This is a genomic window from Thioalkalivibrio sp. ALRh, from assembly GCF_000381425.1.
GTDB lineage: Bacteria > Pseudomonadota > Gammaproteobacteria > Ectothiorhodospirales > Ectothiorhodospiraceae > Thioalkalivibrio.
Genome location: NZ_KB906519.1, coordinates 392800 through 416684 on the forward strand (window position 1 = coordinate 392800; position 23885 = coordinate 416684).

A 23885-nucleotide genomic window follows, 5' to 3' on the forward strand; every position below is an offset into this window, starting at 1 on the left:
CGCTCATTCCCCGGAGTCCAGACGCGGATTGACCGCGGTGAGCCGACCGTTGTCGGTCACCACGTAGAGGATGTCGTCCACCAGCACAGGGCGGGTCACGACCGCGCCGGAGCTCGCCCGCAGACGGGCCACGATGCGGCCGTCCTCGAGGTGGAACCAGTGCAGGTAGCCTTCGTAGTCGCCGACGATGGCGTAATCACCGACCACAACCGGGGCGGTGACGCCGCGCAGGCGCAGCTGCTCGCTCTGCCAGAGATCGGCGCCATTGCGCGGATCCAGCCCCCACAGGTGGCTCTCGGCATCGGTGACCGCGAGGACGTTCGCCTCGTTCGTCACATCCCCACCCTGATAGGACGAGAAGTCGCGGGCCCAGAAGATTTCGCCGGAATTCAGGTCGATGGCGGCCAGACGCCCCTGATAGCCGGATGCGATCGCCGCACCCTGATAGATCGGCATGTAACCGTCGACATCGACCATGCGCTCCACCTCCGAGCGGCCGGTCGGGATGCCGAGCGTCGTCTCCCACAGTACGTTGCCGCGCTCCCGCCCGAGCATTACCACACGCCCGTTATCGAAGCCGGTAAGTACGCGCCCGGCCGTCATCTGGGGTCGATGCGCACCGCGCAGGCTCAGCGAGGGCGTGGTCCGCAGCGCGGTCCACTGCGTGGCGCCGGAGGCCGCATCCAGGGCATGCACGCGACCATCGTTGGTGCGCGCAATCACAACACCCGAGGCGACGTCCGAAATCGCCACGACCTCGCTGGACAGACGCGAGCGCCAACGCTCGCCATCACCCTGCAGATCCACCGCGATAGCCTCGCCATCCAGAGTGCCGACCACCGCGATCTCGTCGCCCACACCAACACCCGCCGACACCCGGGCGTCGTCCAGGCGTACGCGCCAGCGCTGGCTCCCGGTTTCCGGATTCAGCCCGGAGACGCGGCCATCGGCATCGACCATCACCAGCATGTCGTCGACCACCCCCGGATAGACCTGCCAGAGGAAGCGCTCACCGCCGCTCCCGACCGAGCGCGACCACAGCTGCTCCGGCTGCGCCTCCGCCTCGAATTCGGGCAGATCGGCCGGGGGCTCCGTGGTATCGCGTTGCCACAGGCCACAGGCACTCAGCGACAGCATGAGCGCACCGGCAATCAGCAGGCGCACGGCGGTCTTCGTCGGGGCAGACACGGACATGGGAGGTCAGTTCCTTTAGGCCGAGAGCTCTTCGTACTTCAGGCTCAGGTATTCGGGTGTATGGCCATGGTCAAGCGCTTCGCGATAGCGCTCGCGGGCCAGGTCGCGATCCCCGCGCGCCCGCGCGAGGTCGCCTTCCAGTTCCAGGCGCAGGCCGCGAAACGCATCGCGGCGCACGTCGCCAAGGGCCGATTCGGCATCGTCATACTGCTCCGCCAGGATCATCTGCCGCGCCATGCGCAGGGTGAGCAGTTCGCGGTAACCCCGATCCGGCGCCGCATCACGCGCCGAGCGCAAGGCCTCTATGGCCGCCTCGTGGTCGCCCTCGGAGACCGCCAGGTCTGCGCGGAAGATCCAGGCCAGCGAGCGATACGGCGTACCCCGGCCCTGCTCGATCAGCTGGTCGGCCAGCTCCATCGCACGGGCGTTGTTGCCGGTCTGCGCCGCGCCCTGCATAGCGATATACATGTCGGAGGCGCCGGCCGCGCGCTCGTCCTGGTGGCCACTCCACCAGTTCCAGCCGATCAGGCCGCCAATGCCCAGCACCAGACCGGCAATGATGGCGATGGCATTATCCGACCACCATTGTTTGATGCGTTCGGCTTTTTCTTCGTCGGTGAGGTAGCTCATCGTCCTCTTGATCCTTCGGTTGCGGTACGCGCCTTGACGTTCGTCAGGCGGCGGACGCGTGCAGGGCCTGTTCCAGATGGCGCGCGAGTTCCTCGCGCGGTACGGCAGTTTGTTCGGCTCCGGGCGATCTTAACGGCTTCACCGTCACGGTGCCCGCGGCGTGTTCGTCAGTTCCGAGCACCAGGGCAAAATGGGCGCCCAGCCGATCCGCCCGTTTCATCTGCGACTTGAAACTGCCGCCCCCGCAGTGCTGGACCAGCCGCAGCCCGGGCAGTTCGCTGCGCAGCCGCTCGGCCAGCTCCAGCGCGGGCCCCACCAGCTCGTCACCGCCCACGACCAGGTAGGCATCCGGCCCCGGCGGCTGCGGTGCATCTTCCCGGGCCTCCAGCAGCGCGACCAGGCGCTCCAGCCCCATGGCCATGCCAATGGCCGGGGTGCCACGCCCCCCCAGCTGTTCCACCAGGCCGTCATAGCGCCCGCCGGCGCAGACCGTGCCTTGCGCCCCGAGGTCGTCGGTAATCCACTCGAACACGGTGTGCGTATAGTAGTCCAGACCGCGCACCAGCCGCGGGTTATGGACGTACTCGATACCCAATGCATCCAGGTGCGCGCACAGGCTGTCGAAATGCGTGCGCGACTCGGCATCCAGGTGATCCATCAGGCTCGGCGCGTTCGCCACCACGGCGCGCGTCTCCGGGTGCTTGCTGTCGAGGATGCGCATGGGGTTGTCGTGCAGCCGCCGCAGCGCCTCCTCGTCCAGCGAATCCCGATGCTGCTCAAAGTAGGCGATCAGCTGGTCCCGGTACTGGGCGCGGCTTGCCGGCGTCCCCAGCGTGTTCAGCTCGAGGCGCACATTTTCCAGGCCCAGCAGCTTCCAGAGCCGGGCGGTCATGGCAATCATCTCGGCGTCCACATCCGGGCCCTGCAGCCCGAACACCTCGACACCCACCTGGTGAAACTGCCGGTAGCGACCCTTTTGCGGGCGCTCGTGCCGGAACATCGGGCCCAAATACCAAAGGCGCTGAACCTGGTTGTGCAGCAGGCCATGCTGGATCCCGGCGCGCACGCAGGAAGCGGTGCCCTCGGGCCGCAGGCTCAGGCTGTCGCCATTGCGGTCCTCGAAGGTATACATCTCCTTTTCGACGATGTCCGTGACATCACCGATCGAGCGCTTGAAGAGCTCCGTCGCCTCGACCACCGGCATCCGGATCTCCTGATAGCCATAGCCATCCAGAAGGCCACGCAGGCCGTCTTCCAGTTGCTGCCAGACGTGGATCGACTCGGGCAGGATGTCGTGCATCCCGCGAATGGATTTGATCGCTTTCATGTTGCCTTTGTGGACTCGGGACCGGCCTGCCCAGGGCGCGTAGCCGGCGTCGAAAGATCAGGGTTCGAGGTCGAAGCGTGCGGTGCGGTCTCCCCGGACATGGGGCTCGAAGTCAAAGGGCTCGCCATCCAGGGTCAGTTCGACGCCCCGGGCATTCCCCAGGACCACACGCCCGGGAAGCGTGAGTTCCAGTTCCTCACGGTCGCCGCTGCTCAGCACACCGGTAAACACGACCTCGTCGTCCGCATTGCGAATCTCAAGCCAGGAAGTCTCGCTGACCTCCAGCACCAGTCGGTACAGGCCGTCGCGATCGGCCTCTCCACCATTCGGTGCGGCCGCATCCTCGTCCTGGTCCTGGGCCACGGCGGCACCACCGGTCAGTAACGTCATTTCCGACACCGGGCCGGACGTCGAGGATTCGGCCGCCTCTTCAGTGGAGGTCTCGTCGGTCGCCGTGTCCTCTGCGGGCACCGGCTCGGCCAGCGTGTCCATCGCGGGTTCCGGGTCCTGTTCTGCACCAGCCTCACTGACCTCGGGATCCGTCTCCGCAGCCCTCGGCGCCTCGGGCTCGGGTTCCGCTTCCTCGATCAACGACGGCGGCGCACTCAATTCATCATCCGGCGCGCGGGCGGCGGCATCCTCGGACGGGACACTGCGATCGTCTTCCAGCCATCCCAGAGACGGGAATGACGGCGTACCGCCGCCGCGCTCGGACCACGCGTAAACCCCCAGACCCAGTAACGCCAGCAGGAGCAGAAAGGTCAGCCAGTACGGCGCACTGGAACGCCGCCGCCTCTTGCTCCGGGCCGAGGCCGTAGCCACCGCCCGCAGCTCCGGCTCGGTCAGGCCATGGCCCTCGAAGGCGCGCAGCCAGGGATCGGCGTTCACCCCCAACTCGCGCGCACAGGCCCGCAGATAGCCCCGTACATAGGCCGGGGCCATGTGATCGAACCGGTTCGCCTCCAGGTCTTCCAGCGTCCCGCGACCGAGGTGGATCCGGTGTGCCAGCGTGGCGGTATCCAGACCGGCGGCCTCGCGCGCGCGGCGCAGGCTATTGCCGGGCTCGCCCTCCCCACCCTCGGGATCGGGAGGCGGGGGCTGATCCCGAGTCGTCAGCCCACTTGCAGCGGGAAACTCCGCGGCCGCATGGGGGTCATCGTCCGTGGTTCGTAACGGTTCCATCTCGGAAACGGAATCGTCGACTTCCTCGACCCGGCCCAGACCCGGCTCCTTGTCATCACGCGGCTCAGCCACCATTGCGCTCCATGTCTTCCAGGCGGACCAGCTCCATGCTGTCCGGGTACTGACGCCGCAGGCGTTCCGCGCAGTCGTTCGCCGCACGCCGGTTCCCGAGCGCCAGTTCCGCCCGATAGCAGAGGAACAGCGTCTCGGAACTTTCCACACCCAGCCCTTCCAGGCGTTGCAGGAATGCCCTTGTCTGCATCGGGCGGTCGTCTTCGTAGGTCAGGCTTGCCATTTCCAGGAGGGCACGCGGGTACTGCGGGTTGATCCGCAGCGCCTCGCGCAGCTTCTCCTCGGCGCGTTCCGTCTGCCCGGCATCGGCGAAGCACACCCCGGAGTTCATCAACGCAATCTCGCGCTGGTCGTAATCGGGATTGTCGATCGCCTTGGCAAACAGCTCCTGCGCCTCGTCAAAGGCCTCGCGCCGGCACAACAGGGCCCCAAGGCTGGTCTGCACGTAGGGGTTGCCATCGTCTCGGCGCAGTGCCCGGCGGTAGTGCTCTTCCGCGCGCTCATGCGCACCCCGGCGTTCGTAGACATTGGCCATGCCCAGATTGGCGAGCGGATGGTTCGGATCGAACTCCAGCGCCCGCTTCAGATTACGCTCGGCCTGGTCGACCTCCCCCTCGCGCAGATACCCGATACCCAGCTCGGCGTTGACCTCCGCGGCCTCTGCGCGTTCTCCGGTTACCTCGCGCTCAGCCATCGCCGCGCATCCTCCGAGGGCCAGCCCCAGCAGTACCACGACGGCCGGGCGCCCCCAGCGAAGCCCCATCAAGAGGCCCTCCGCGGGCGCTCAGGCAGTTCGGCGTGCAGACGAATCATGCGCATCCCCCGGTTGGTACGGTCTTCCACCTGCCCCACCAGCTGTCCGCAGGCAGCATCGATGTCATCGCCACGCGTGCGTCGCACCGTGGTGACATAACCCGCCTTCTGCAGCTGACGCTCGAAACGCTCGATATCCGCTTCCGCAGGACGGTCGAAAGGCGCACCGGGAAACGGATTGAACGGGATCAGATTGATCTTGCCGGGGATGCCCCGCACCACGCCGGCCAGCTGATTGGCATGTTCGGGGCGGTCATTCACGCCGGCCAGCAGCACGTATTCGAAGGTCACGCCACTGTGCGCGCCCGTCGCCTCGACATAGCGCCGGCAGCTCTCCATCAGGCGCGCGATCGGGTACTTGCGATTGATCGGGACCAGGCGGTCGCGCAGCTCGTCGTTCGGGGCATGCAGGCTGACCGCCAGGGCGACATCGGTGTCCTCGCTGAGGCGGTCCAGCGCCGGCACCAGCCCGGAGGTCGACAGCGTCACCCGCCGACGGCTGAGGCCATAGGCGTTGTCGTCGGTCATCAACTGACAGGCCGCCACAACGGCATCGTAGTTGGCCAGTGGCTCGCCCATGCCCATCAACACCACATTGCTCACCGCGCGTTGGCGGCCCTCCGGTGCCGGCAGGCGCTGCATCGCCAGCCAGACCTGGCCGATGATCTCGGCGGCCGTCAGGTTGCGGTTGAAGCCCTGCTGAGCGGTCGAACAGAAGGTACAGTCCAGCGCGCAGCCGACCTGCGAAGAGATGCACAGGGTGCCGCGTCCGGATTCGGGAATGAAGACGGTCTCGATCGCGTTGCCATCCGCCAGACGCAGCACCCATTTCACGGTGCCGTCACCGGAGGCCTTCTCCAGCGCGATCTCGGGCAGGGCGATCTCGGTTTCGCGCGCCAAGCGCTCGCGCAGATTGCGCGAAACATCCGTCATCGCGTCAAAGTCGGTGACCCCGCGCTGATGCATCCACTTGACGAGCTGAGTGGCACGAAAACGCGGCTCACCCCACTGCGCCAGCAGCTCGGTGAGCTGACTGCGGCTGTAACCCAGCAGATTCAGAGGTGTAGAGGTTTCCGCTGCCATGCTCGCGACCAGTTAAAAACACCCCCTAGTGTACTGCGCAAGGGGGATGCCTGCCTACGGGGCCCGGCGGGACCCGCGAGGGCCCCGTAGCAGGGAGAAAAGGCGCCGCCGCGACAGGGACCGCGCCCTTTCCCGACCGGCGCTTAGCGGGTGCGCGGACAGACGCCGTCGTTGCCGAAGAAGAACTCGATCTCGCGCGCGGCCGTTTCCGCGGCGTCCGAGCCGTGGACGGCGTTCTCGTCGATGGAGGTCGCGAAGTCCGCACGGATCGTGCCCGGGGCCGCGTCCTTCGGGTTGGTCGCACCCATGATTTCACGGTTTTTGGCGATCGCGCCCTCGCCCTCGAGGACCTGCACCATCACCGGACCGGAGATCATGAACTCCACCAGATCGTTGAAAAACGGGCGCTCCTTGTGCACATCGTAGAAGCCCTCGGCCTGCTCGCGGCTCAGCTGCATCATGCGCGCGGCCACGACTTGCAGGCCGGCTTTTTCGAAACGGCTGTAGATTTCGCCGATCACATTCTTGGAAACGGCATCCGGCTTGATAATGGACAGGGTACGTTCTGCGGCCATGTTGGCTCTCCTGAGTAAGGTTGAATAAACGGGGGCTATCCTGCGTCGCAAACGCGAGAACCCGCCAGACGGCGGGCTCCAGGCAGGAACAGCGTGCGGCGCGTAGTGTAGGCAAACTCGCGCCCGCATGCACGCGGGCCGAGCCGCCAGCATCAGGCGTGCGCGGGCTTGCGGAACTCCACCTGCTTCCAATATCCGAACAGGCTGGCGGGGGCCACCATCGCCGGTTCCTGACCGGTCACGCTCACGAAGTCCTCGAACTCCATGTCCGGTCGGAAGCCGACCGCGCGCGACAACGGGCGCAGACAGCGCTCGAACCCGCGCAGCAGCCACTGCCTAGACGCGAAGTGGTTGATCACCAGGATCTGCCCGCCCGGACGGCAAACGCGCCACATCTCGGCAAACAGCCGATCCGGGTTGGGCACCACGGTGGCGACATACATCGCGACCACCGCATCAAAGCTGCTGTCGGCGAACGCAAGCTGCTCGGCGTCCATCTCGCACAGGCCGGAGACCGCGGGGAGCCCACCATTCAGGCGGCCCCGTGCGACATTCAGCATCTCGCGCGAGACGTCGATCCCGACGATCTCGCAGTCGTCCGGATAGTCCGGCAGCGAGAGTCCGGTGCCCACACCCACCTCGAGTATGCGCTTGCCGGACAGCGGCGCCAGGGTCTCCTGGGCGCGTTCGCGACCGGTTGCGAACACCCGCCCGAAGGTGGCGTCGTAGTGGCGGGCGTAGCGCTTGTAGCTCTTGCGGATACTGACCAGATCCATGCCGTTACGTCCCGAATACCGATGGCCGGGCACCCAAGGGTGCCCGTTGCGTGACGGAGCCCAGATCAGGCCTCGGACTCGACCGCTTTCATGCTCAGGCGGATGCGCCCCTGCTTGTCTACTTCCAGCACCTTCACGGTGACCGAGTCGCCCTCGGACAGGAAGTCCGCCACGTTCTCCACCCGCTCGTCGGAGATCTGCGAGATGTGCACCAGGCCATCACGGCCCGGCAGGATGGAGACAAACGCCCCGAAGTCCATGATCTTCGCGACCTTGCCGGTGTACTGACGGCCGACCTCGATGTCGGCGGTCAGCTCCTCGATACGGCGCTTGGCCTCGAGGCCGGCGGCCTGGTCAGTGGAGGCGACCTTGACCGTGCCATCGTCCTGGATGTCGATCGTCGCACCGGTCTCCTCGGTCAGGGCACGAATCGTCGCCCCGCCCTTGCCGATCACGTCGCGGATCTTGTCCGGGTTGATCTTCATGGTGATGAAGCGCGGCGCGTGCGAAGACATCTCCTCGCGGTGGCTCGGCAGCACCTCGTTCATGCAGCCGAGGATATGCATCCGGCCCTCGCGCGCCTGCGCCAGCGCCTGCTCCATGATCTCGCGGGTAATCCCGTCGATCTTGATGTCCATCTGCAGCGCGGTCACACCATTGGTGGTACCGGCCACCTTGAAGTCCATGTCGCCGAGGTGATCCTCGTCGCCCAGGATGTCCGACAGCACGGCGAAGCGCTCGCCTTCCTTGATCAGGCCCATCGCGATCCCCGCGACCGGGGCCTTCAGCGGCACGCCCGCATCCATCAGTGCCAGCGAGGTACCACAAACGGACGCCATGGAGCTGGACCCATTGGACTCGGTGATCTCGGAGACCACGCGCACCACATAGGGGAACTCTTCGACCTTCGGCATTACGGCCGCCACCCCACGCTTGGCCAGGCGCCCATGCCCGATCTCGCGGCGCTTGGGCGAGCCAACGAAACCGGTCTCGCCGGTGCAATAGGGCGGGAAGTTGTAGTGCAGCATGAAGCGGTCACGGCGCTCGCCCTCGATCGCATCGATCACCTGGGCGTCGCGATCCGTGCCCAGCGTGGCCACGACCAGCGCCTGAGTCTCGCCGCGGGTAAACACCGCCGAGCCGTGCGTACGCGGAAGCACACTGGTCTGGACGCCGATCGGGCGTACGGTCTTGTTGTCGCGTCCGTCGATACGCGGATTGCCATCCAGAATGCGGTCGCGCACCAGGCGGTACTCGAGATCGTGGAATGCCGTCTTCACGTCTTCCGCGCTCGGCCCGGACTCGTCTTCACTGGCGATCGCGTCGACGGCCTGGCTGCGCAGCTCGCTAATGCGCTGGGTACGCGCCTGCTTCTCGGCGATCTGATAGGCCTCGACGAGGTCGTTGCCCACGGCCTCCTTGACGCGGTCTTCCAGCGACGCCTCGGACGGCGGTGCCTGCCAGTCCCAGGCCGGCTTCCCGGCCTCGGCCGCCAGTTCCTTGATCGCCTGGATCGCGGCCTGCATCTGCTCGTGGCCGAACATCACCGCGCCCAGCATCGCCTCCTCGGAGAGCTCGCTGGCCTCCGATTCGACCATCAACACGGCATGCTCCGTGCCCGCCACGACCAGGTCGAGATCGGAGTCTTCCAGGGCGCTGTAGGTCGGGTTCAGCAGGTACTCACCGGCACGATAGCCGACGCGCGCGGCCCCGATCGGTCCCGCGAACGGGACACCGGACAGCGCCAGCGCGGCGGAGGCGCCCAGCAGGGCGGGGATATCGGGATCGACTTCGGGGTTGATCGACATGACCGTGGCCACGATCTGGGTCTCGTTCTTGAAACCCTCGGGGAACAGCGGGCGGATCGGACGATCAATCAGGCGCGAGGTCAGCGTTTCCTTTTCGTTCGGACGCCCTTCGCGCTTGAAGAAACCACCCGGGATCTTGCCGGCGGCGTAGGTCCGTTCCTGATAATTCACGGTCAGCGGGAAGAAGTCGCGACCTGGCTCGGCCTCCTTGCGCGCGACGGCGGTCACCAGGACCACGGTCTCGGCCATGTTGACGAGGACGGCGCCACTGGCCTGGCGGGCGATGTCACCGGTCTCGAAGGTGACGGTATGGTTTCCGTACTGGAACGACTTCTTGTGTGCCACGTTATATCCCGTTTCCCGTAATGCGTGCATCGGTCTTGCTTGCGATGGGCCGACCAGCGCCCCTGCGCGGCCGCCCCTGAAACTGAACGGGCCCGCACCAGTGGCGCGGGCCCGTTGTGCCTGCCTTAGCGGCGCAGGCCAAGCTCCTGAACCAGGGCCTGATAGCGGTCCTGGTCATTGCGCTTGAGATAGGTCAGCAGCTTGCGCCGCTGGCTGACCATCTTCAGCAGCCCGCGACGCGAGTGGTGGTCCTGCTTGTGCTTTTCAAAATGCCCCATCAGATGCTGGATGCGGGCCGTGAGCAGCGCGACCTGGACTTCCGGCGAACCGGTGTCGTTGGCATCGCGCTTGTGCTTCTCGACGATGGCCGATTTTTCTTCGGTAGTGAGCGACATGAAAACCTGACTCCTGAGATTACTTGACCGTTAATCGACCAGTGGCGCTGGCGATAGGCGCGCAATGTTAGCACGACGTACCGGCCTTGAATAGAAAGAACCGCGGCGTCGTCAGGACGCCGCGACAAACAGGCGGCGGGGCCGCACCCGGCCGTCCGGTTCGCGCGACCCCACCGCCAGAAAGCCGCCCTCGGCGTCATACACCCGCACCAGCGGCCAGCCAGTTTCGGCCTCGGCCGGCGCGCCTTCTGCACCCGGGGTGTGGGACTCGATCGCCTCGGCACCCGCTGCGTGGCCATGGCGCATGGCCGCGCTGGCCTGTGCATTGAGGGAAACCGAGGGCCAGTGCCCTAGCGCCGTTTCCGGGGCCTGCAGCATAGCCTCGATCGCGGCCGCACCACCCGCTTCGAATGCGGCCTCCACCTGCTCCATCGTTACCATCGCGGCGGCCTCGAATGGGCCGTGCCCGATGCGCCGCAGGCTGTCGACCGCCGCCCCGCAACCCAGCGCATGCCCGATGTCGGCCACCAGGGAGCGTACATAGGTGCCCTTGCTGCAGCGCACATCGATGCGCAGCCGCTCGGGCGCGATGGCTTCGATCGACAGGGCATGGATCTTCACGGGCCGCGGCGGGCGCTCGACCTCCACGCCCCGGCGCGCCAGCTCATAGAGCCGCTTGCCATCGTGCTTGAGGGCCGAGACCATCGGCGGCACCTGCTCCTGCGCCCCGCTGAACCGCCGCTCCAGCGCCCGCAGCTGCTCCGGCTCGATGGCCGGCACCGGCGCCTCGCGGATGACCGCGCCATCGAGATCCGCACTATCGGTCTCGACCCCCAGCTGCGCCTCCGCGATGTAGTGCTTGTCGGCGTCCAGCAGCCAGCCCGAGACCTTGGTCGCCTGACCGAAACACAACGGCAAAAGGCCGGTCGCACGCGGGTCCAACGCCCCGGTATGACCGGCCTTCTTGGCCTGCAACAGGTACTTCACGCGCCCCAGGATCTGGGTAGAACTCGGCCCGCGGGGCTTGTCCAGCAGCAGAATACCGTCGACCTCGCGACGTGCGCGCGCCATCAAGGAAACCGGCCGGGATCAGGCCTCGCGGCCCGGGTCCTTCGGGTCCTCGGACCCACCATTGTCACCGCTGTCGCCCCCATCCGAATCGGCATGATGCGCGCGATCCTCGGCCAGGGCCTGATCGATCAGAGAGGACATACGAGCCCCGCGCTCCGGCGTGTCGTCGTAGACAAACCGCAACTGGGGCACGCTACGCAGCCGCATCCGCTGACCGAGCGCACGGCGCAGGAATCCTGCCGCGTGATTCAGTCCCTGCTGTGCCTCGCGGCCTTTCTCCTCGCCACCCAGCTGGGTAAAGAACACCTTGGCATGGGCGAGATCCCGCGAGACCTCGACATCCGCCAGCGTAATCATCCCCACGCGCGGGTCCTTGACCTCCAGACGGATCAGTTCCGCCAGCTCGCGCTGGATCTGGTCACCGACCCGATCGGAACGATGGAAGTCGCGATTCCCGGGCATCAGAGGCTCCGAGCCACCTCGACGCGCTGGAAGACCTCGATCTGGTCACCGGCCTTCACGTCGTTGTAGTTCTTCACCGCGATACCGCACTCGGTACCGGCCTTGACCTCGTTCACGTCATCCTTGAAGCGACGCAGGCTCTCGAGTTCGCCTTCGTAGATCACCACGTTGTCGCGCAGCACGCGGATCGGGTTGCCCCGCTTGACCGCACCCTCGACCACGAGACAGCCGGCGACCTGGCCAAAGCCGGAGGCCTTGAACACATCGCGCACCTCGGCGAGGCCCACGACCTCTTCGCGGATCTCGGCCGACAGCAGACCCGACAGCGCCTGCTTCACGTCGTCGATCGCCTCGTAGATCACCGAGTAATAACGCACGTCGATCTCGTTCTCGGCGGCCAGGCGCTTGGCGCCCGCATCGGCACGCACGTTGAACGCGATCACGATCGCTTCGGAGGCCATGGCCAGGTTGAGGTCGGACTCGGAGATCCCGCCGACACCGGCGGAGACCACCTTCACGCGCACCTCGTCGGTGGACAGCTTGATCAGCGACTCTCGCAGGGCCTCGGCCGAGCCCTGAACATCCGCCTTGATCAGGATGTTCACGGTCGCGATCTCGCCTTCCTGCATCTGGTTGAAGATGTTCTCCAGCTTGGCTGCCTGCTGCGCGGCCAGCTTGCGCTCGCGCTGTTTGGCGTCGCGGTGCTCGGCGACCTCGCGGGCGGTCTTGTCGTCCGCAACCACCAGAACCTCGTCCCCGGCCTCCGGCACACCGGACAGACCCAGGACCTCGACCGGCATGGACGGACCGATCTCCTTCACCGACTTTCCGGTGTCGTCGAACATTGCCCGCACGCGACCGTATTCCTTGCCCGAGAGCAGGATATCGCCATGCTTCAGCTTGCCGGACTGGACCAGGATGGTCGCCACCGGGCCACGCCCCTTGTCCAGGCGCGACTCGATCACCACGCCCCGCGCAGGGCCCTCGGCCGGGGCCTTCAGTTCCATCACCTCGGCCTGCAGGCCCAGGGCCTCCAGCAGCTGGTCGATGCCCTCGCCGGTATGCGCCGAGACGTTGATGAACTGCGTATCGCCACCCCAGGCCTCGGGGATCACTTCGTGCTGGGCGAGATCGTTCATCACGCGCTCGGGTTCGGCCTCCGGCTTGTCGATCTTGTTGACCGCGACCACGATCGGGACGCCCGCCGCCTTCGCGTGCTGGATCGCCTCGAGCGTCTGCGGCATTACGCCGTCATCCGCTGCCACTACCAGGATCACGATGTCGGTGGATTGCGCGCCACGGGCACGCATCGCGGTAAACGCGGCATGCCCCGGGGTATCCAGGAAGGTCACGCCGTCGTGGCCATTGTCCACGTGGTAGGCACCGATGTGCTGGGTAATACCCCCAGCCTCGCCCGAGGCGACCTTCTCCTTCCGGATGTAGTCCAGCAAAGACGTCTTGCCGTGGTCGACGTGACCCATCACGGTGACGACCGGCGGGCGCGCCTTGGCCTCCGCCGTCTGCTCCAGACCGGTGTCGATCTCGTCCTCGACCGAGGTCTCCTTCGCCGCGACCGGCGTGTGGCCCATCTCCTCGACCACCAGCATCGCAGTGTCCTGGTCAATGGACTGGTTGATGGTCGCCATCACGCCCATACCCATCAGGGCCTTGATCAGCTGTGGCGCCTTGATCGCCATCGCCTGGGCCAGTTCGGAGACCGTGATCGTCTCCGGCACCTCGACCTCGCGGACAACCGGCGCGGTCGGCTTGGCAAAACCATGCTTGCTCGCAACGGCCTGCGCGGCGGCGGACTGCGCCTTGCGGCCCTCGCCCTTCTTGCGCCGACCACGACGATCCCCAGCGACATGCAGCTCTTTGCGGTCGTCCTTGCGCGTCTTGCGACCCTTGCCGGCGCCGGCCGCGGTCTTGCCGGCTTCGGCCTCGGCGGTGGCCTGACGCTGGGCCGCCTCGCGCTCGAGGCGTGCCTGTTCTTCTTTCTCGCGCTTGGCCTCCTGAGCCTCCAGTTCCTTCTGGCGGCGCTTCTGGCGTTCGCCACGCTCGACCTCTTCCTGCTTGCGCGCCTCCAGCGCCTTGCGCTGGGCATCGCGTTCGGCCTCGACCTGCAAGGCAAGCTGTTCGGTCCGGCTCAGCGGGCGCTTCGGCTTAGCCGGGGTCGGCTCGGGTTCGGGTTCGGGTTCGGGCTCAGCCTCGGGTTCCGGTGCTTCGGCCTCTTCGCTGGCCTCAGCCTCAACCGGTTCTTCCGCAGCAGCCTCGACTTCAGGGGCGGCGGGCTCCTCGACCTCGACTTCCTCCGGCTTGGGCTCCTCGGCCACCGGCTCAGCCGGGACTTCCTTCGGAGTCGGGGTCGGTTCAGCGGTCGGCTCCGGGGTCGGCACAGCTTCGACCTCGACCGGGGCTTCGGTCGGGGCCTCGACGGGCTCCTCGGCTGGCTTGCGCTTGATCGTGCGCTTCTTTCGCACCTCAACATTGACCGTCTTGGAGCGTCCGGGCCCGGAGCTCACCTTCAGGGTCTGGGCCTGGGCGCGCCGTTTGAGCGTCACGCGGCCACCCTCACTCTCCCCGTGCGACTGCCGGAGGTGATCGAGCAGCTTGCGCTTCTCGGCATCGGTGATGGCCGCTTCCGGGCCATCCACCTCGACGCCCGCCTCCTTGAGCTGCTCCATGAGGCGGTCTACCGGCTTCCCAACCGATTCCGCGAATTGCTGCACTGTCATTTGCGCCATGGCGCCTTACCTCCATTCCATATTCTTTTCAGGCCAGCCGACGGCCTGTCACACGGGCTTCGCGATTCTTCGTCCGGGGTTATTCCCCGGTTTCAAACCACGGGGCGCGCGCCGTCATAATCAGCTCGGACGCCTCTTCCGTGCTCAATCCGGTCATTTCGACCACGTCGTCGGCTGCCTGCTCCGCGAGGTCCTCCATGGTGCAGACACCATGCGAGGCCAGCTTGTTGGCCACGCCCTGGGTCATGCCGTCCATGTTCAGCAGGTCCTCCGCGGGCTGGTAGTTCTCGCCGCCCGCGATCGCTCGGGTCAGCAGGGCGTCGCTGGCGCGGCTGCGCAGCTCGCCCACGATGTCCTCGTCGAACTCCTCGATCGCCAGCAGTTCGGCCTCGTCGACATACGCCACCTCGTCCAGCGTGCTGAAGCCCTCCTGCACCAGGATGCCGGCCACTTCCTCATCCACATCCAGCGCCTCCATAAAGAAGGTCACTAGCTGCTGGGCCTCGGCCTCGCTCTTCTCGGCCGCCTGCTCCTCGGTCATTACGTTCAGCTCCCAGCCAGTCAGCTGGGAGGCCAGGCGGATATTCTGTCCGCCACGGCCGATGGCCAGGGAGAGTTTGTCTTCTTCGACCGCGATGTCCATCGACTGCTTGTCCTCGTCCACCACGATCGACAGGACCTCGGCCGGGGACATCGCGTTGATCACGAACTGAGCCGGATTCTCGTCCCAGACGATGATGTCGATGCGCTCGCCGGCCAACTCGTTGGACACCGACTGCACACGCGAACCGCGCATGCCGACGCAGGCGCCGACCGGATCCAGACGCGGGTCGTTGGAGCGCACGGCGATCTTCGCACGCTGGCCCGGGTCACGCGCCGCGCCCATGATGTCGATGATCTCCTGCCCAACCTCCGGCACCTCAAGCTTGAACAGCTCGATCAGGAACTCCGGCGCGCTCCGGCTCAGGATCAACTGCGGCCCGCGCGCGTCGGGACGGATCTCCTTGAGATAGCCGCGCAGGCGGTCATTGGTGCGCACGGTCTCGCGCGGAATCATGTGTTCGCGCGGGATCAGGGCCTCGGCGTTGTTGCCGAGATCGACGTAAGTGCCGTTGCGGTCGGTGCGCTTGACGATACCCATTACCAGCGTACCCACGCGGTCCTGGTACTCCTCGACCACCTTGGCGCGCTCGGCCTCGCGCACCTTTTGCACGATCACCTGCTTCGCGGTCTGCGCGGCGATACGGCCGAAATCCACGGCCTCCACCGGCTCCTCGATCACGTCACCGACCTGCGCATCGGGGTTCTTCTGCTGCGCATACGAAAGGAGGATCTGGTACTCCGGTGATTCGAACTCGGGGTCCTCGTCATCGACCACGGTCCAGCGACGGAACGCGTCGTAGTCACCTTCCTCACGGTCGATGCTCACGCGCACGTCCATTTTGCCACCGTGATACTTGCGGGTCGCCATGGCCAATGCCGATTCCAGGGCATCGAAAATAATGTCTTTGTCGACACCCTTCTCGTTCGCCACGGCATCCGCGACCAGCAGGATCTCCTTGTTCATCTCTTGTCTCTCCGCACCTCGGCGGTTACCCGCCGATTCAACAAAAACCGCGCGCCGGTCTACAGCTGTTCCAGGACCCGCGCATTGTGGATAGCGTTCAACGGCAGTTCGTAGCCCGTGCCGTCGACCTCGACTTCGATCATTTCCTCGTCCACGCCGATCAGCGTGCCGCGGTAATTCCGCCGCCCGTGCTCCGGCCAACTCAACCGCACCTTCACCGGGTGTCCGATATATCCCCGGTACTGGTCGGGCGTGAACAGCGGCCGCTCGATACCCGGACTGGAGACCTCCAGGGTGTAGTTGCCGCGCAGCGCCTGCTCGACCTCGAGCACGGCACCGGCCTGGTCGCTCACCAGCGCGCAGTCATCCACCGTGACCCCTTCGGGGCTGTCGATGTAGATGCGCAGCATCACGGGCTTGGAACCGGGGTGGTACTCCAATCCCCAGAACACAAACCCCTGCCCCTCGACCACCGGGGCCAGCAGCGCCTTCAGTTGTTCGGGCTTTTCCGCCACCTGACTCCACTCGGAACGATTCACGAACTGGCCCTTTCCTGGGCCCGGAAACAAAAAAAGGGCGATAAACGCCCCTCGAACACCTCAGCGATGAGCGCAGCCAGTCAGACTGACTGCTTGGCGCGCGGGAGCGCAGCCCGGCAAGACCGCCACAACGGACCTGCCTAACAAAAAGGCCCCATATGGGGCCTCTCTGAAAAATGGTAGCGGGGGCAGGATTTGAACCTGCGACCTTCGGGTTATGAGCCCGACGAGCTGCCAGACTGCTCCACCCCGCATCCGAGACGCGAAACTATAACAAAGCGGGTTGGGGGCTGCAAGGAAAAGAGCGAGATTTTTCCTGATTCCAAGCCCCCTCGCACCCGGCCGTACCCCTTACCGCGAACGGTGCGCGCGAGTCCGCAGATGCTGCCGGAGATCGTAGCGCCAGATGTATCCGGGCAGCGCGAACACCGCGAACAACGACAGGGTGATCACGTAGAACTCCCAACCCTGCGTGTGGATGCCTCCAGTCGCCTGAAACTCCAGGCCCTTGCCGATCAGTCCCACCAGCAGATAAAGCCCGACCCATTCGAAGATACGGGTCCAGGGGCCCTTCACACCACTGGCCGGCAGGACCATCAGGCCGATGCGTTCGGTCAGCCAGGGCAGGTTTGCCGAAATAAAGGCAACGACGACAAAACCCCAGACCAGAACTTCAAATGGAATCCACTGTGTCACGACTTAGCCCATGATTGCGTAGTGGGTGACAGACAACAGCAGCCCCGGAAAAATTCCAAGAAGCAGTACCGCCAATCCGTTAATGCTGAGCGCGGTGGCCAGCGCCCCCGAGGGCTGCACCGGCTCTTGCGCGTCTTCGCGGGGGTCGTCGAAGAACATCATCTTGACCACGCGCAGGTAGTAGAAGGCCCCAATGATCGAGAAGATCACGGCGACAATCGCCAGCCAGACCAGATCCGCGCCCACCGCGGCCTGGATCACCGCCAGCTTGGCGTAGAAGCCGACTGTCGGCGGCACCCCGGCCATCGAAAACAGCAGCAGCAGCATGATGAACGCGAACCACGGGTTGCGCTTGGCCAGGCCCTTGAAGTCATCGATCTGGTCCGCCTCATAGCCCTTGCGCGACAGGAACACGATCATGCCGAAGCCACCGGCCGCGGTGATCGCATAGACGATCACATAGAACATCGCCGAGGCGTAGCCGCTGTCAGTCCCGGCCAGGATGCCCATGAACACGAAGCCGACATGGGCGATGGTCGAGTAGGCCAGCATGCGCTTGATGCTGGTCTGGGCGATCGCGATCACGTTGCCCACCGCCAGCGACAGCACGGCCAGGATCACGAACATACCCTGCCAGTCGGCATGCATCGGGCCCATGCCCTCCACCAGCAGGCGCATCAGGAAGGCGAACGCGGCGATCTTCGGCGCCGTGGCGATGAACAGCGTCACCGCGGTCGGGGCACCGTCGTAGACATCCGGCACCCACATGTGGAACGGCACCGCCCCCAGCTTGAACGCGATCGCGACCACCAGGAACACCAGACCGAAGACCAGCGGGATGTTCAGGCTCTCGTCCGCCGCCGTCAGCTCAGCGGCAATGACCGCGATATCCAGCGAGCCGGTCATGCCGTAGATCATCGACATACCGTAAAGCAGCAGACCGGAGGCCAGCGCGCCCAGCACGAAGTACTTCATCGCCGCCTCGGTCGCGCGCGTGTTGTCGCGCCAGAACGCGACCAGTGCATAGGACGACAGCGACAGCAGCTCCAGCCCCAGGTACAGCGTCAGCAGGTTGTGCCCGGAGATCATGATCATCATCCCGAGCACCGCGAACAGGCCCAGGATGTAGAACTCGCCCTTGTGGATCCCGCGCTCCATCAGGTACGGACGCGCATACAGGAACACCAGGAAGCTGGTCACGTAGACCGCGACTTTCAGGACGTCCGCCATCGGGTCCTTCACGAAGGTATCCGAGAAGGTCAGCACCGTCTCCGGACCCATCATCCACAGGGTCAGGCCGGCAGCCGCGACCAGGGTCGCCTGCACCAGGCCGTAGGTGATGTCGCGCCGCGAATCCGGCAGGAACGCGTCGATCACCAGGATCAGGCACGCCATCCCGAGCACGAACATCTCGGGCACGGCGGGGAGGAAGTTGGGGATCTCGAAAGTCATGTCAGGCGTCCGTTCAGAGCTTCGAGTGCGCGATATGCGCCACGAGGTGGTCGATGGTCGCGTTCATCACATCCAGCAGCGGCGCCGGCCACACACCCAGCAGCAGGGTGAAGAAGGCCAGCACGCCCATCAGGAAGAACTCGCGGCGGTTCATGTCGGAGAGACCGGCCACGTTGTCGTTGGCCACCGCGCCAAAGATCACGCGCTTGACCAGCCACAGGGTATAGCCGGCGGCCAGGATCAGCGTGGTCGCAGCGAGGAAGGCAATCCAGAAGTCCGCCTTGAACGCGGCCAGGATGACCATGAACTCGCCCACGAACCCGGACGTACCCGGCAGGCCGGTATTGGCCATCGCGAACAGCACGAAGAACGCGGCGAACCAGGGCATGGTGTTCACCACACCGCCGTAGTCCGAGATCTGTCGGCTGTGCAGACGGTCGTACAGAACGCCCACCGCGAGGAACATCGCCGCGGAGATAAAGCCGTGCGAGATCATCTGCACCATGCCGCCGGCAATACCCAGCGAGGCCCCTTCCCAGTCACCGGTGTTGCGGTAGATGTAGAAGGCGAGGAAGAAGCCCAGGGTCACAAAGCCCATGTGCGCGATCGACGAATAGGCGATCAGCTTCTTCATGTCGCTCTGAATCAGCGCCACCAGGCCGATGTAGACGATCGCGATCAGCGACAGCACGATCATCAGCGTATCCAGCACCGCCGAGGCATCCGGCGTGATCGGCAACGAGAAGCGCAGGAAGCCGTAGCCCCCAATCTTCAGCATGATCGCCGCCAGGATCACCGAGCCGCCGGTGGGCGCTTCCACGTGCGCATCCGGCAGCCAGGTATGCACCGGGAACATCGGGATCTTCACCGCGAACGCCATAAAGAACGCGAGGAAGATCAGTATCTGCGCGGTCATGCCGATCTGCAGGGCATGGAAGTCCTGGATCAGGAAGCTGCCGGACTGGATGTACATCCAGATCAGCGCAACCAGCATGAACACCGAGCCCAGGAAGGTATAGAGGAAGAACTTGATGGTCGCATAGACGCGCCGCGGCCCGCCCCAGATCCCGATCACCAGGAACATCGGGATCAGCATCGCCTCGAAGAACACGTAGAACAACACCGCATCCATCGCCGCGAACATGCCGATCATCAGGCCTTCCATCACCAGCATGGCCGACATGTAGTAGGCGATCCGGTCCTTCACCGACTCCCAGGCCGCAACGATCACGATCACGGTGATCAGTGTGGTCAGCAGAATCAACGGCATGGAGATGCCGTCCACCCCGAGGTGGTAGTTCACGTTGAACGCCGGGATCCACGAGGCCAGTTCCTGGAACTGCATGTCCGCGGTGCCACGCTCGAACGTGAACCACAGCGGCAAACTGGCCACAAAGGTCGCCACGGCCACCGCGAGCCCGAGCCGCCGCGCCACATGGGGCGCGTCGCGCCCGGCGGCAAGCACCAGGAAGCCGCCGAGAATCGGCAGCCAGATCAACAGACTCAAGATAGGCCAGTCAGCAAACATGGTCGTTCCTTGAAACAGCGATGGGCTTCGAGCGCATGGGTGTCGAAGCCGCTCAGATCACGAAGGCGAACATCAGGACCAGCAGGCCGATGATCATCACGAACGCGTAGTGGTAGAGGAAGCCGGACTGCATGTGGCGGATGCGCGCCGAAATCCAGCCGACCGAGCGCGCGGTACCATTGACCAGCAGCCCGTCGATGATCAGAGCATCACCGTAGCGCCACAGCGCACGCCCCAGGCGGACGCTGCCGCCGGCGAAGAACCAGTCATTGAAGCGGTCGAAGCCGTACTTGTCCTCGAGGATGCACACGCCCAGCTTCAGCCGTTCGGCGATCACGCCCGGCAGTTCGGGCCGCTTCATGTACAGGTACCAGGCCGTGCCCAGACCCGCCATCGCGAGCCAGAACGCGGGCAGCATCAGCCCATGCAGCACAAAGCCGATCACGCCGGTGTAGGTCTCGCCCTTGGTCGCCAGCACGTCCTGCTCCGGCAGCACGAACAGGCTGTCGGCAAAGAAGTCGCCGAACAGCATCGGGCCGATGAAGTAGCCGGCCACCACCGACGGGATCGCCAGCAGGACCAGCGGCAGAGTGACTACCCACGGCGATTCCTTCGGCTGCAGCGGGCCGTGGTGATGATCATCGCCGTGTTCGTCGTCGTGGTCATCGCCATGGTCGGGCATGTACTTGTGCGCCTGGTCATAGCGCTCCTCGCCATGGAACACCATGAAGAACATGCGGAAGGTGTACAACGCGGTCACGAACACCCCGGCCAGCACCAGCCAGTAGGCAAACGTCGCCCCCGGGATCTGCGAGTAGCCGACCGCCTCGATGATCGCGTCCTTGGAGAAGAACCCGGAGAAGAACGGGAACCCGATCAGCGCCAGCGAGCCGATCAGCGCGGTCACGTAGGTGATCGGCATGTGCCGGCGCAGCCCACCCATCGCGCGCATGTCCTGCAGGTGGTGCATCGCGATGATCACCGAGCCCGCGGCCAGGAACAGCAGCGCCTTGAAGAAGGCATGCGTCATCAGGTGGAACAGGCCGGCGGCGTAGGCGGAGGCGCCCAGCGCCACGGTCATGTAGCCCAGCTGCGACAGCGTCGAATACGCCACCACCCGCTTGATGTCGTTCTGGACGAGCCCGATCAGGCCCATGAAGAACGCGGTGATCGCCCCGATGATCAGGATGAACGACAGCGCCGGGACGGAGAACTCGTACAGCGGCGACATGCGCGCCACCATGAAAATACCCGCGGTCACCATGGTCGCCGCGTGGATCAGCGCGGAGATCGGGGTCGGGCCTTCCATCGAGTCCGGCAGCCAGACATGCAGCGGCACCTGGGCGGATTTACCCATCGCACCGATGAACAGGAAGATCAGCGCCAGATCCAGCAGGCCGAAGGTCCAGCCCGGCCAGATGGTGATGGTCGCCTCGCTCATCGACTGACCTTCGGCGAACACATCGGCGTAGTTCAGGCTGCCGGTGTAGAACACCAGCGCGGCGATCCCGATCAGGAACCCGAAGTCCCCCACCCGGTTGACGATGAACGCCTTCATGTTCGCGTAGATCGCGGTCGGCCGCTTGTACCAGAAGCCGATCAGCAGGTAGGAGACCAGGCCCACGGCCTCCCAGCCAAAGAACAGCTGCATGAAGTTGTTCGCCATCACCAGCATCAGCATCGAGAAGGTGAACAGCGAGATGTAGGCGAAGAAGCGCTGGTAGCCCGGATCGTCCTTCATGTAGCCGATGGTGTAGATGTGCACCATCAGCGAGACGAAGGTGACGACCAGCATCATCATCGCGGTCAGGTTGTCGACCAGGAACCCGACCTCGAACTGGATGCCGTCGGAGACCATCCAGGTGTAGACGGTTTCGTTGTAGACCCCGGCGTCACCGAACACATGGGCCCAGAAGACCACCACCGACAGGATGAACGAGATCGACACCCCGAGGATGGTGACGCTGTGCGCCCCGGTGCGGCCGATCTGACGCCCGAACAGGCCGGCGATGATCGCGCCGAACAGCGGCGCCAGGACGATAAGTAGATAGATCGTATCCATGGCCCGTTATCCCTTCATTGCGTCCAGGTCCTGGACGTTGATGGTTCCGCGATTCCGGAACAGCAACACCAGGATGGCGAGGCCGATGGCCGCCTCGGCCGCGGCGACGGTCAGGATGAAGAACACGAACACCTGGCCCGCGAGGTCCTGCAGGAAGAACGAGAAGGCAATGAAATTGATGTTCACCGCGAGCAGCATCAGCTCGATGCACATCAACAGAACGATCACGTTTTTCCGGTTCAGGAAGATCCCGGCCACACTGATCGAAAACAACAGCGCGGCCAGCACCAGGTAGTGCTCTAGCGTAATCATGTTCTAGCCCTGAGTTCTTTCGGGGGCGGTATCCGCCCTCGGTGTCCGGGTCCCGACCTCTGGCCGGAATGCCTAGTTACTCGGATTGCCTATTTCGACGAGTCGTCCTGCTGTCCATCCGCATCGCTGCTCTGGGCAGCACGACGCGGGGACTTCTTCTTCTCGGAGGCCATGGAGACCATGCGGACCCGACCCTCGCGGGAGACCGCCATCTGCTGGCCTGGATCGATCGACTTGTTGTCCGGACGCTTGCGCATGGTCAGCGAGATCGCCGCGATGATCGCCACCAGCAGGATCACCGCCGCAATCTCGAACGGATAGACGTATTCGGTGTAGAGGATCGCGCCCAGGGCCTCGGTGTTGGCGTATTCCGGCCCTGCGCGCTCCGGCACATCCATCGTGATGTAGCGGGTAATCACGGCCACCAGCACGGTGGCCATCGCGACCGCGACCACGATGCCCACCGGCAGGTATTCGGTGAAGCCCTCGCGCAGCTTGGCGAGGTTGATGTCGAGCATCATCACCACGAACAGGAACAGCACCATCACCGCGCCAACGTAGACGAGCACCAGCACGATGCCGAGGAACTCCGCCTCCGCCAGCAGCCAGATCGCGGCCGCGGCGACAAAGCACAGCACCAGGAACAGGGCCGCGTGCACCGGGTTGCGCACACTGATCATCGCCAGGGCGCCGCCCAGCAGGATCGCGCCGAAGAGATAGAAAAGGATCAACTCGAAGGTCATGGGGCGGTCCCTGCGTTACCGGTACGGGGCGTCGATCGCACGGGCCTCGGCGATCTCTTTCTCGAAGCGGTCACCAATGGCCAGGAGCTTGTCCTTGGTCATGATCTGCTCGCCCCGGTTCTCGAAGTGGTACTCGAAGATGTGCGTCTCGACGATGGAATCCACCGGACAGGCCTCTTCGCAGAAGCCGCAGAAGATGCACTTGAACAGGTCGATGTCGTAGCGCGTCGTGCGGCGCGTGCCGTCCGCGCGCTCCTCGGAGTCGATCGTAATCGCCAGCGCCGGGCAGACCGCCTCGCACAGTTTGCAGGCAATGCAGCGCTCCTCGCCGTTCGGGTAGCGGCGCAGCGCATGCAGCCCGCGGAAACGCGGCGACATCGGGGTCTTCTCGTCCGGGTACTGCACGGTGAACTTGCGGCTCAGCAGGTAACGCCCGGTCAGGCGCAACCCCAGCAGCAGTTCAAAGAACAGAAAACTCTTCAGGTATCGGCGGAACGCTTTCATCACGA

Annotated in this window: 22 protein-coding genes and 1 tRNA gene; all 23 read right to left on the bottom strand. The window is 65.0% G+C overall.

Annotated features, from left to right (window positions below; translation table 11 throughout):
• Positions 1-3: 3 nt before the first annotated feature.
• Entirely contained in the window at positions 4-1194 is a 1191-nt protein-coding gene (gene bamB / locus F791_RS0101880; protein ID WP_018138252.1) for an outer membrane protein assembly factor BamB, read from the bottom strand.
• 15 nt (positions 1195-1209) lie between these two features.
• The gene (locus F791_RS0101885) at positions 1210-1824 is read right to left on the bottom strand and encodes a tetratricopeptide repeat protein (RefSeq protein WP_018138253.1); all 615 of its coding nucleotides are present in this window, start codon (positions 1822-1824) and stop codon (positions 1210-1212) included.
• Between the two features lie 43 nt (positions 1825-1867).
• Positions 1868-3151, bottom strand: a complete 1284-nt coding sequence (gene hisS / locus F791_RS0101890) for a histidine--tRNA ligase (RefSeq protein WP_018649002.1) — start codon at positions 3149-3151, stop codon at positions 1868-1870.
• A 57-nt stretch (positions 3152-3208) separates the two neighbouring features.
• Positions 3209-4408: a RodZ domain-containing protein gene (locus tag F791_RS0101895; protein WP_019592101.1), complete on the bottom strand. Its 1200-nt coding sequence runs from the start codon at positions 4406-4408 to the stop codon at positions 3209-3211.
• Entirely contained in the window at positions 4398-5168 is a 771-nt protein-coding gene (gene pilW / locus F791_RS0101900; RefSeq protein ID WP_018138256.1) for a type IV pilus biogenesis/stability protein PilW, read from the bottom strand. Before pilW ends, F791_RS0101895 begins: the two co-directional genes overlap by 11 nt.
• Positions 5168-6301, bottom strand: coding sequence for a bifunctional tRNA (adenosine(37)-C2)-methyltransferase TrmG/ribosomal RNA large subunit methyltransferase RlmN (locus tag F791_RS0101905; protein ID WP_019592102.1), 1134 nt, complete (start codon positions 6299-6301; stop codon positions 5168-5170). The genes pilW and F791_RS0101905 overlap by 1 nt, the downstream gene beginning before the upstream one ends.
• Positions 6302-6444: 143 nt before the next feature.
• On the bottom strand, positions 6445-6876 hold the full coding sequence (gene ndk, locus F791_RS0101910; protein ID WP_018138258.1) for a nucleoside-diphosphate kinase: 432 nt from the start codon (positions 6874-6876) through the stop codon (positions 6445-6447).
• A gap of 152 nt (positions 6877-7028) precedes the next feature.
• Positions 7029-7652, bottom strand: a complete 624-nt coding sequence (locus tag F791_RS0101915) for a class I SAM-dependent methyltransferase (RefSeq protein ID WP_019592103.1) — start codon at positions 7650-7652, stop codon at positions 7029-7031.
• Positions 7653-7717: 65 nt separating this feature from the next.
• Positions 7718-9805: a polyribonucleotide nucleotidyltransferase gene (gene pnp, locus F791_RS0101920; protein WP_018138260.1), complete on the bottom strand. Its 2088-nt coding sequence runs from the start codon at positions 9803-9805 to the stop codon at positions 7718-7720.
• Between the two features lie 125 nt (positions 9806-9930).
• On the bottom strand, positions 9931-10200 hold the full coding sequence (gene rpsO, locus F791_RS0101925) for a 30S ribosomal protein S15 (protein WP_012982141.1): 270 nt from the start codon (positions 10198-10200) through the stop codon (positions 9931-9933).
• A gap of 111 nt (positions 10201-10311) precedes the next feature.
• Positions 10312-11271: a tRNA pseudouridine(55) synthase TruB gene (truB, locus tag F791_RS0101930; RefSeq protein WP_019592104.1), complete on the bottom strand. Its 960-nt coding sequence runs from the start codon at positions 11269-11271 to the stop codon at positions 10312-10314.
• 18 nt (positions 11272-11289) lie between these two features.
• The gene (rbfA, locus tag F791_RS0101935) at positions 11290-11733 is read right to left on the bottom strand and encodes a 30S ribosome-binding factor RbfA (protein ID WP_018138262.1); all 444 of its coding nucleotides are present in this window, start codon (positions 11731-11733) and stop codon (positions 11290-11292) included.
• On the bottom strand, positions 11733-14477 hold the full coding sequence (gene infB, locus F791_RS0101940; protein WP_018174739.1) for a translation initiation factor IF-2: 2745 nt from the start codon (positions 14475-14477) through the stop codon (positions 11733-11735). Before infB ends, rbfA begins: the two co-directional genes overlap by 1 nt.
• Positions 14478-14556: 79 nt before the next feature.
• A complete protein-coding gene (gene nusA, locus F791_RS0101945; protein ID WP_018174738.1) occupies positions 14557-16044 on the bottom strand; it encodes a transcription termination factor NusA in 1488 nt (495 codons plus the stop codon).
• A 59-nt stretch (positions 16045-16103) separates the two neighbouring features.
• The gene (gene rimP / locus F791_RS0101950) at positions 16104-16559 is read right to left on the bottom strand and encodes a ribosome maturation factor RimP (RefSeq protein ID WP_026182197.1); all 456 of its coding nucleotides are present in this window, start codon (positions 16557-16559) and stop codon (positions 16104-16106) included.
• Between the two features lie 201 nt (positions 16560-16760).
• Positions 16761-16837: transfer RNA gene (locus F791_RS0101955), tRNA-Met, on the bottom strand.
• A gap of 97 nt (positions 16838-16934) precedes the next feature.
• A complete protein-coding gene (locus tag F791_RS0101960) occupies positions 16935-17279 on the bottom strand; it encodes a DUF2818 family protein (RefSeq protein WP_018138266.1) in 345 nt (114 codons plus the stop codon).
• Positions 17280-17282: 3 nt separating this feature from the next.
• Complete coding sequence (gene nuoN / locus F791_RS0101965) at positions 17283-18731, bottom strand: NADH-quinone oxidoreductase subunit NuoN (protein WP_018138267.1); 1449 nt, start codon at positions 18729-18731, stop codon at positions 17283-17285.
• Between the two features lie 13 nt (positions 18732-18744).
• On the bottom strand, positions 18745-20259 hold the full coding sequence (locus F791_RS0101970) for an NADH-quinone oxidoreductase subunit M (protein ID WP_018174736.1): 1515 nt from the start codon (positions 20257-20259) through the stop codon (positions 18745-18747).
• 52 nt (positions 20260-20311) lie between these two features.
• The gene (nuoL, locus tag F791_RS0101975; RefSeq protein WP_019592105.1) at positions 20312-22321 is read right to left on the bottom strand and encodes an NADH-quinone oxidoreductase subunit L; all 2010 of its coding nucleotides are present in this window, start codon (positions 22319-22321) and stop codon (positions 20312-20314) included.
• Positions 22322-22327: 6 nt separating this feature from the next.
• Positions 22328-22633 (bottom strand): NADH-quinone oxidoreductase subunit NuoK, encoded by a 306-nt coding sequence (gene nuoK / locus F791_RS0101980; protein WP_012982131.1) that lies wholly within the window; start codon positions 22631-22633, stop codon positions 22328-22330.
• Positions 22634-22722: 89 nt separating this feature from the next.
• Complete coding sequence (locus F791_RS0101985; RefSeq protein ID WP_018138270.1) at positions 22723-23376, bottom strand: NADH-quinone oxidoreductase subunit J; 654 nt, start codon at positions 23374-23376, stop codon at positions 22723-22725.
• A 15-nt stretch (positions 23377-23391) separates the two neighbouring features.
• On the bottom strand, positions 23392-23880 hold the full coding sequence (gene nuoI / locus F791_RS0101990) for an NADH-quinone oxidoreductase subunit NuoI (protein WP_018138271.1): 489 nt from the start codon (positions 23878-23880) through the stop codon (positions 23392-23394).
• Positions 23881-23885: the final 5 nt, after the last annotated feature.

What these genes read in the sequence shown, in the direction of transcription:
- F791_RS0101985 (WP_018138270.1), bottom strand. Translation starts at nt 23,376, where the DNA reads ATGACCTTCGAGTTGATCCTTTTCTATCTCTTCGGCGCGATCCTGCTG.
- nuoI (WP_018138271.1), bottom strand. Translation starts at nt 23,880, where the DNA reads ATGAAAGCGTTCCGCCGATACCTGAAGAGTTTTCTGTTCTTTGAACTG.
- F791_RS0101905 (WP_019592102.1), bottom strand. Translation starts at nt 6,301, where the DNA reads ATGGCAGCGGAAACCTCTACACCTCTGAATCTGCTGGGTTACAGCCGC.
- F791_RS0101970 (WP_018174736.1), bottom strand. Translation starts at nt 20,259, where the DNA reads ATGTTTGCTGACTGGCCTATCTTGAGTCTGTTGATCTGGCTGCCGATT.
- rpsO (WP_012982141.1), bottom strand. Translation starts at nt 10,200, where the DNA reads ATGTCGCTCACTACCGAAGAAAAATCGGCCATCGTCGAGAAGCACAAG.
- F791_RS0101915 (WP_019592103.1), bottom strand. Translation starts at nt 7,652, where the DNA reads ATGGATCTGGTCAGTATCCGCAAGAGCTACAAGCGCTACGCCCGCCAC.
- bamB (WP_018138252.1), bottom strand. Translation starts at nt 1,194, where the DNA reads ATGTCCGTGTCTGCCCCGACGAAGACCGCCGTGCGCCTGCTGATTGCC.
- hisS (WP_018649002.1), bottom strand. Translation starts at nt 3,151, where the DNA reads ATGAAAGCGATCAAATCCATTCGCGGGATGCACGACATCCTGCCCGAG.
- nuoK (WP_012982131.1), bottom strand. Translation starts at nt 22,633, where the DNA reads ATGATTACGCTAGAGCACTACCTGGTGCTGGCCGCGCTGTTGTTTTCG.
- F791_RS0101895 (WP_019592101.1), bottom strand. Translation starts at nt 4,408, where the DNA reads ATGGTGGCTGAGCCGCGTGATGACAAGGAGCCGGGTCTGGGCCGGGTC.
- ndk (WP_018138258.1), bottom strand. Translation starts at nt 6,876, where the DNA reads ATGGCCGCAGAACGTACCCTGTCCATTATCAAGCCGGATGCCGTTTCC.
- truB (WP_019592104.1), bottom strand. Translation starts at nt 11,271, where the DNA reads ATGGCGCGCGCACGTCGCGAGGTCGACGGTATTCTGCTGCTGGACAAG.
- F791_RS0101885 (WP_018138253.1), bottom strand. Translation starts at nt 1,824, where the DNA reads ATGAGCTACCTCACCGACGAAGAAAAAGCCGAACGCATCAAACAATGG.
- pilW (WP_018138256.1), bottom strand. Translation starts at nt 5,168, where the DNA reads ATGGGGCTTCGCTGGGGGCGCCCGGCCGTCGTGGTACTGCTGGGGCTG.
- rbfA (WP_018138262.1), bottom strand. Translation starts at nt 11,733, where the DNA reads ATGCCCGGGAATCGCGACTTCCATCGTTCCGATCGGGTCGGTGACCAG.
- nuoN (WP_018138267.1), bottom strand. Translation starts at nt 18,731, where the DNA reads ATGACTTTCGAGATCCCCAACTTCCTCCCCGCCGTGCCCGAGATGTTC.
- nusA (WP_018174738.1), bottom strand. Translation starts at nt 16,044, where the DNA reads ATGAACAAGGAGATCCTGCTGGTCGCGGATGCCGTGGCGAACGAGAAG.
- infB (WP_018174739.1), bottom strand. Translation starts at nt 14,477, where the DNA reads ATGGCGCAAATGACAGTGCAGCAATTCGCGGAATCGGTTGGGAAGCCG.
- nuoL (WP_019592105.1), bottom strand. Translation starts at nt 22,321, where the DNA reads ATGGATACGATCTATCTACTTATCGTCCTGGCGCCGCTGTTCGGCGCG.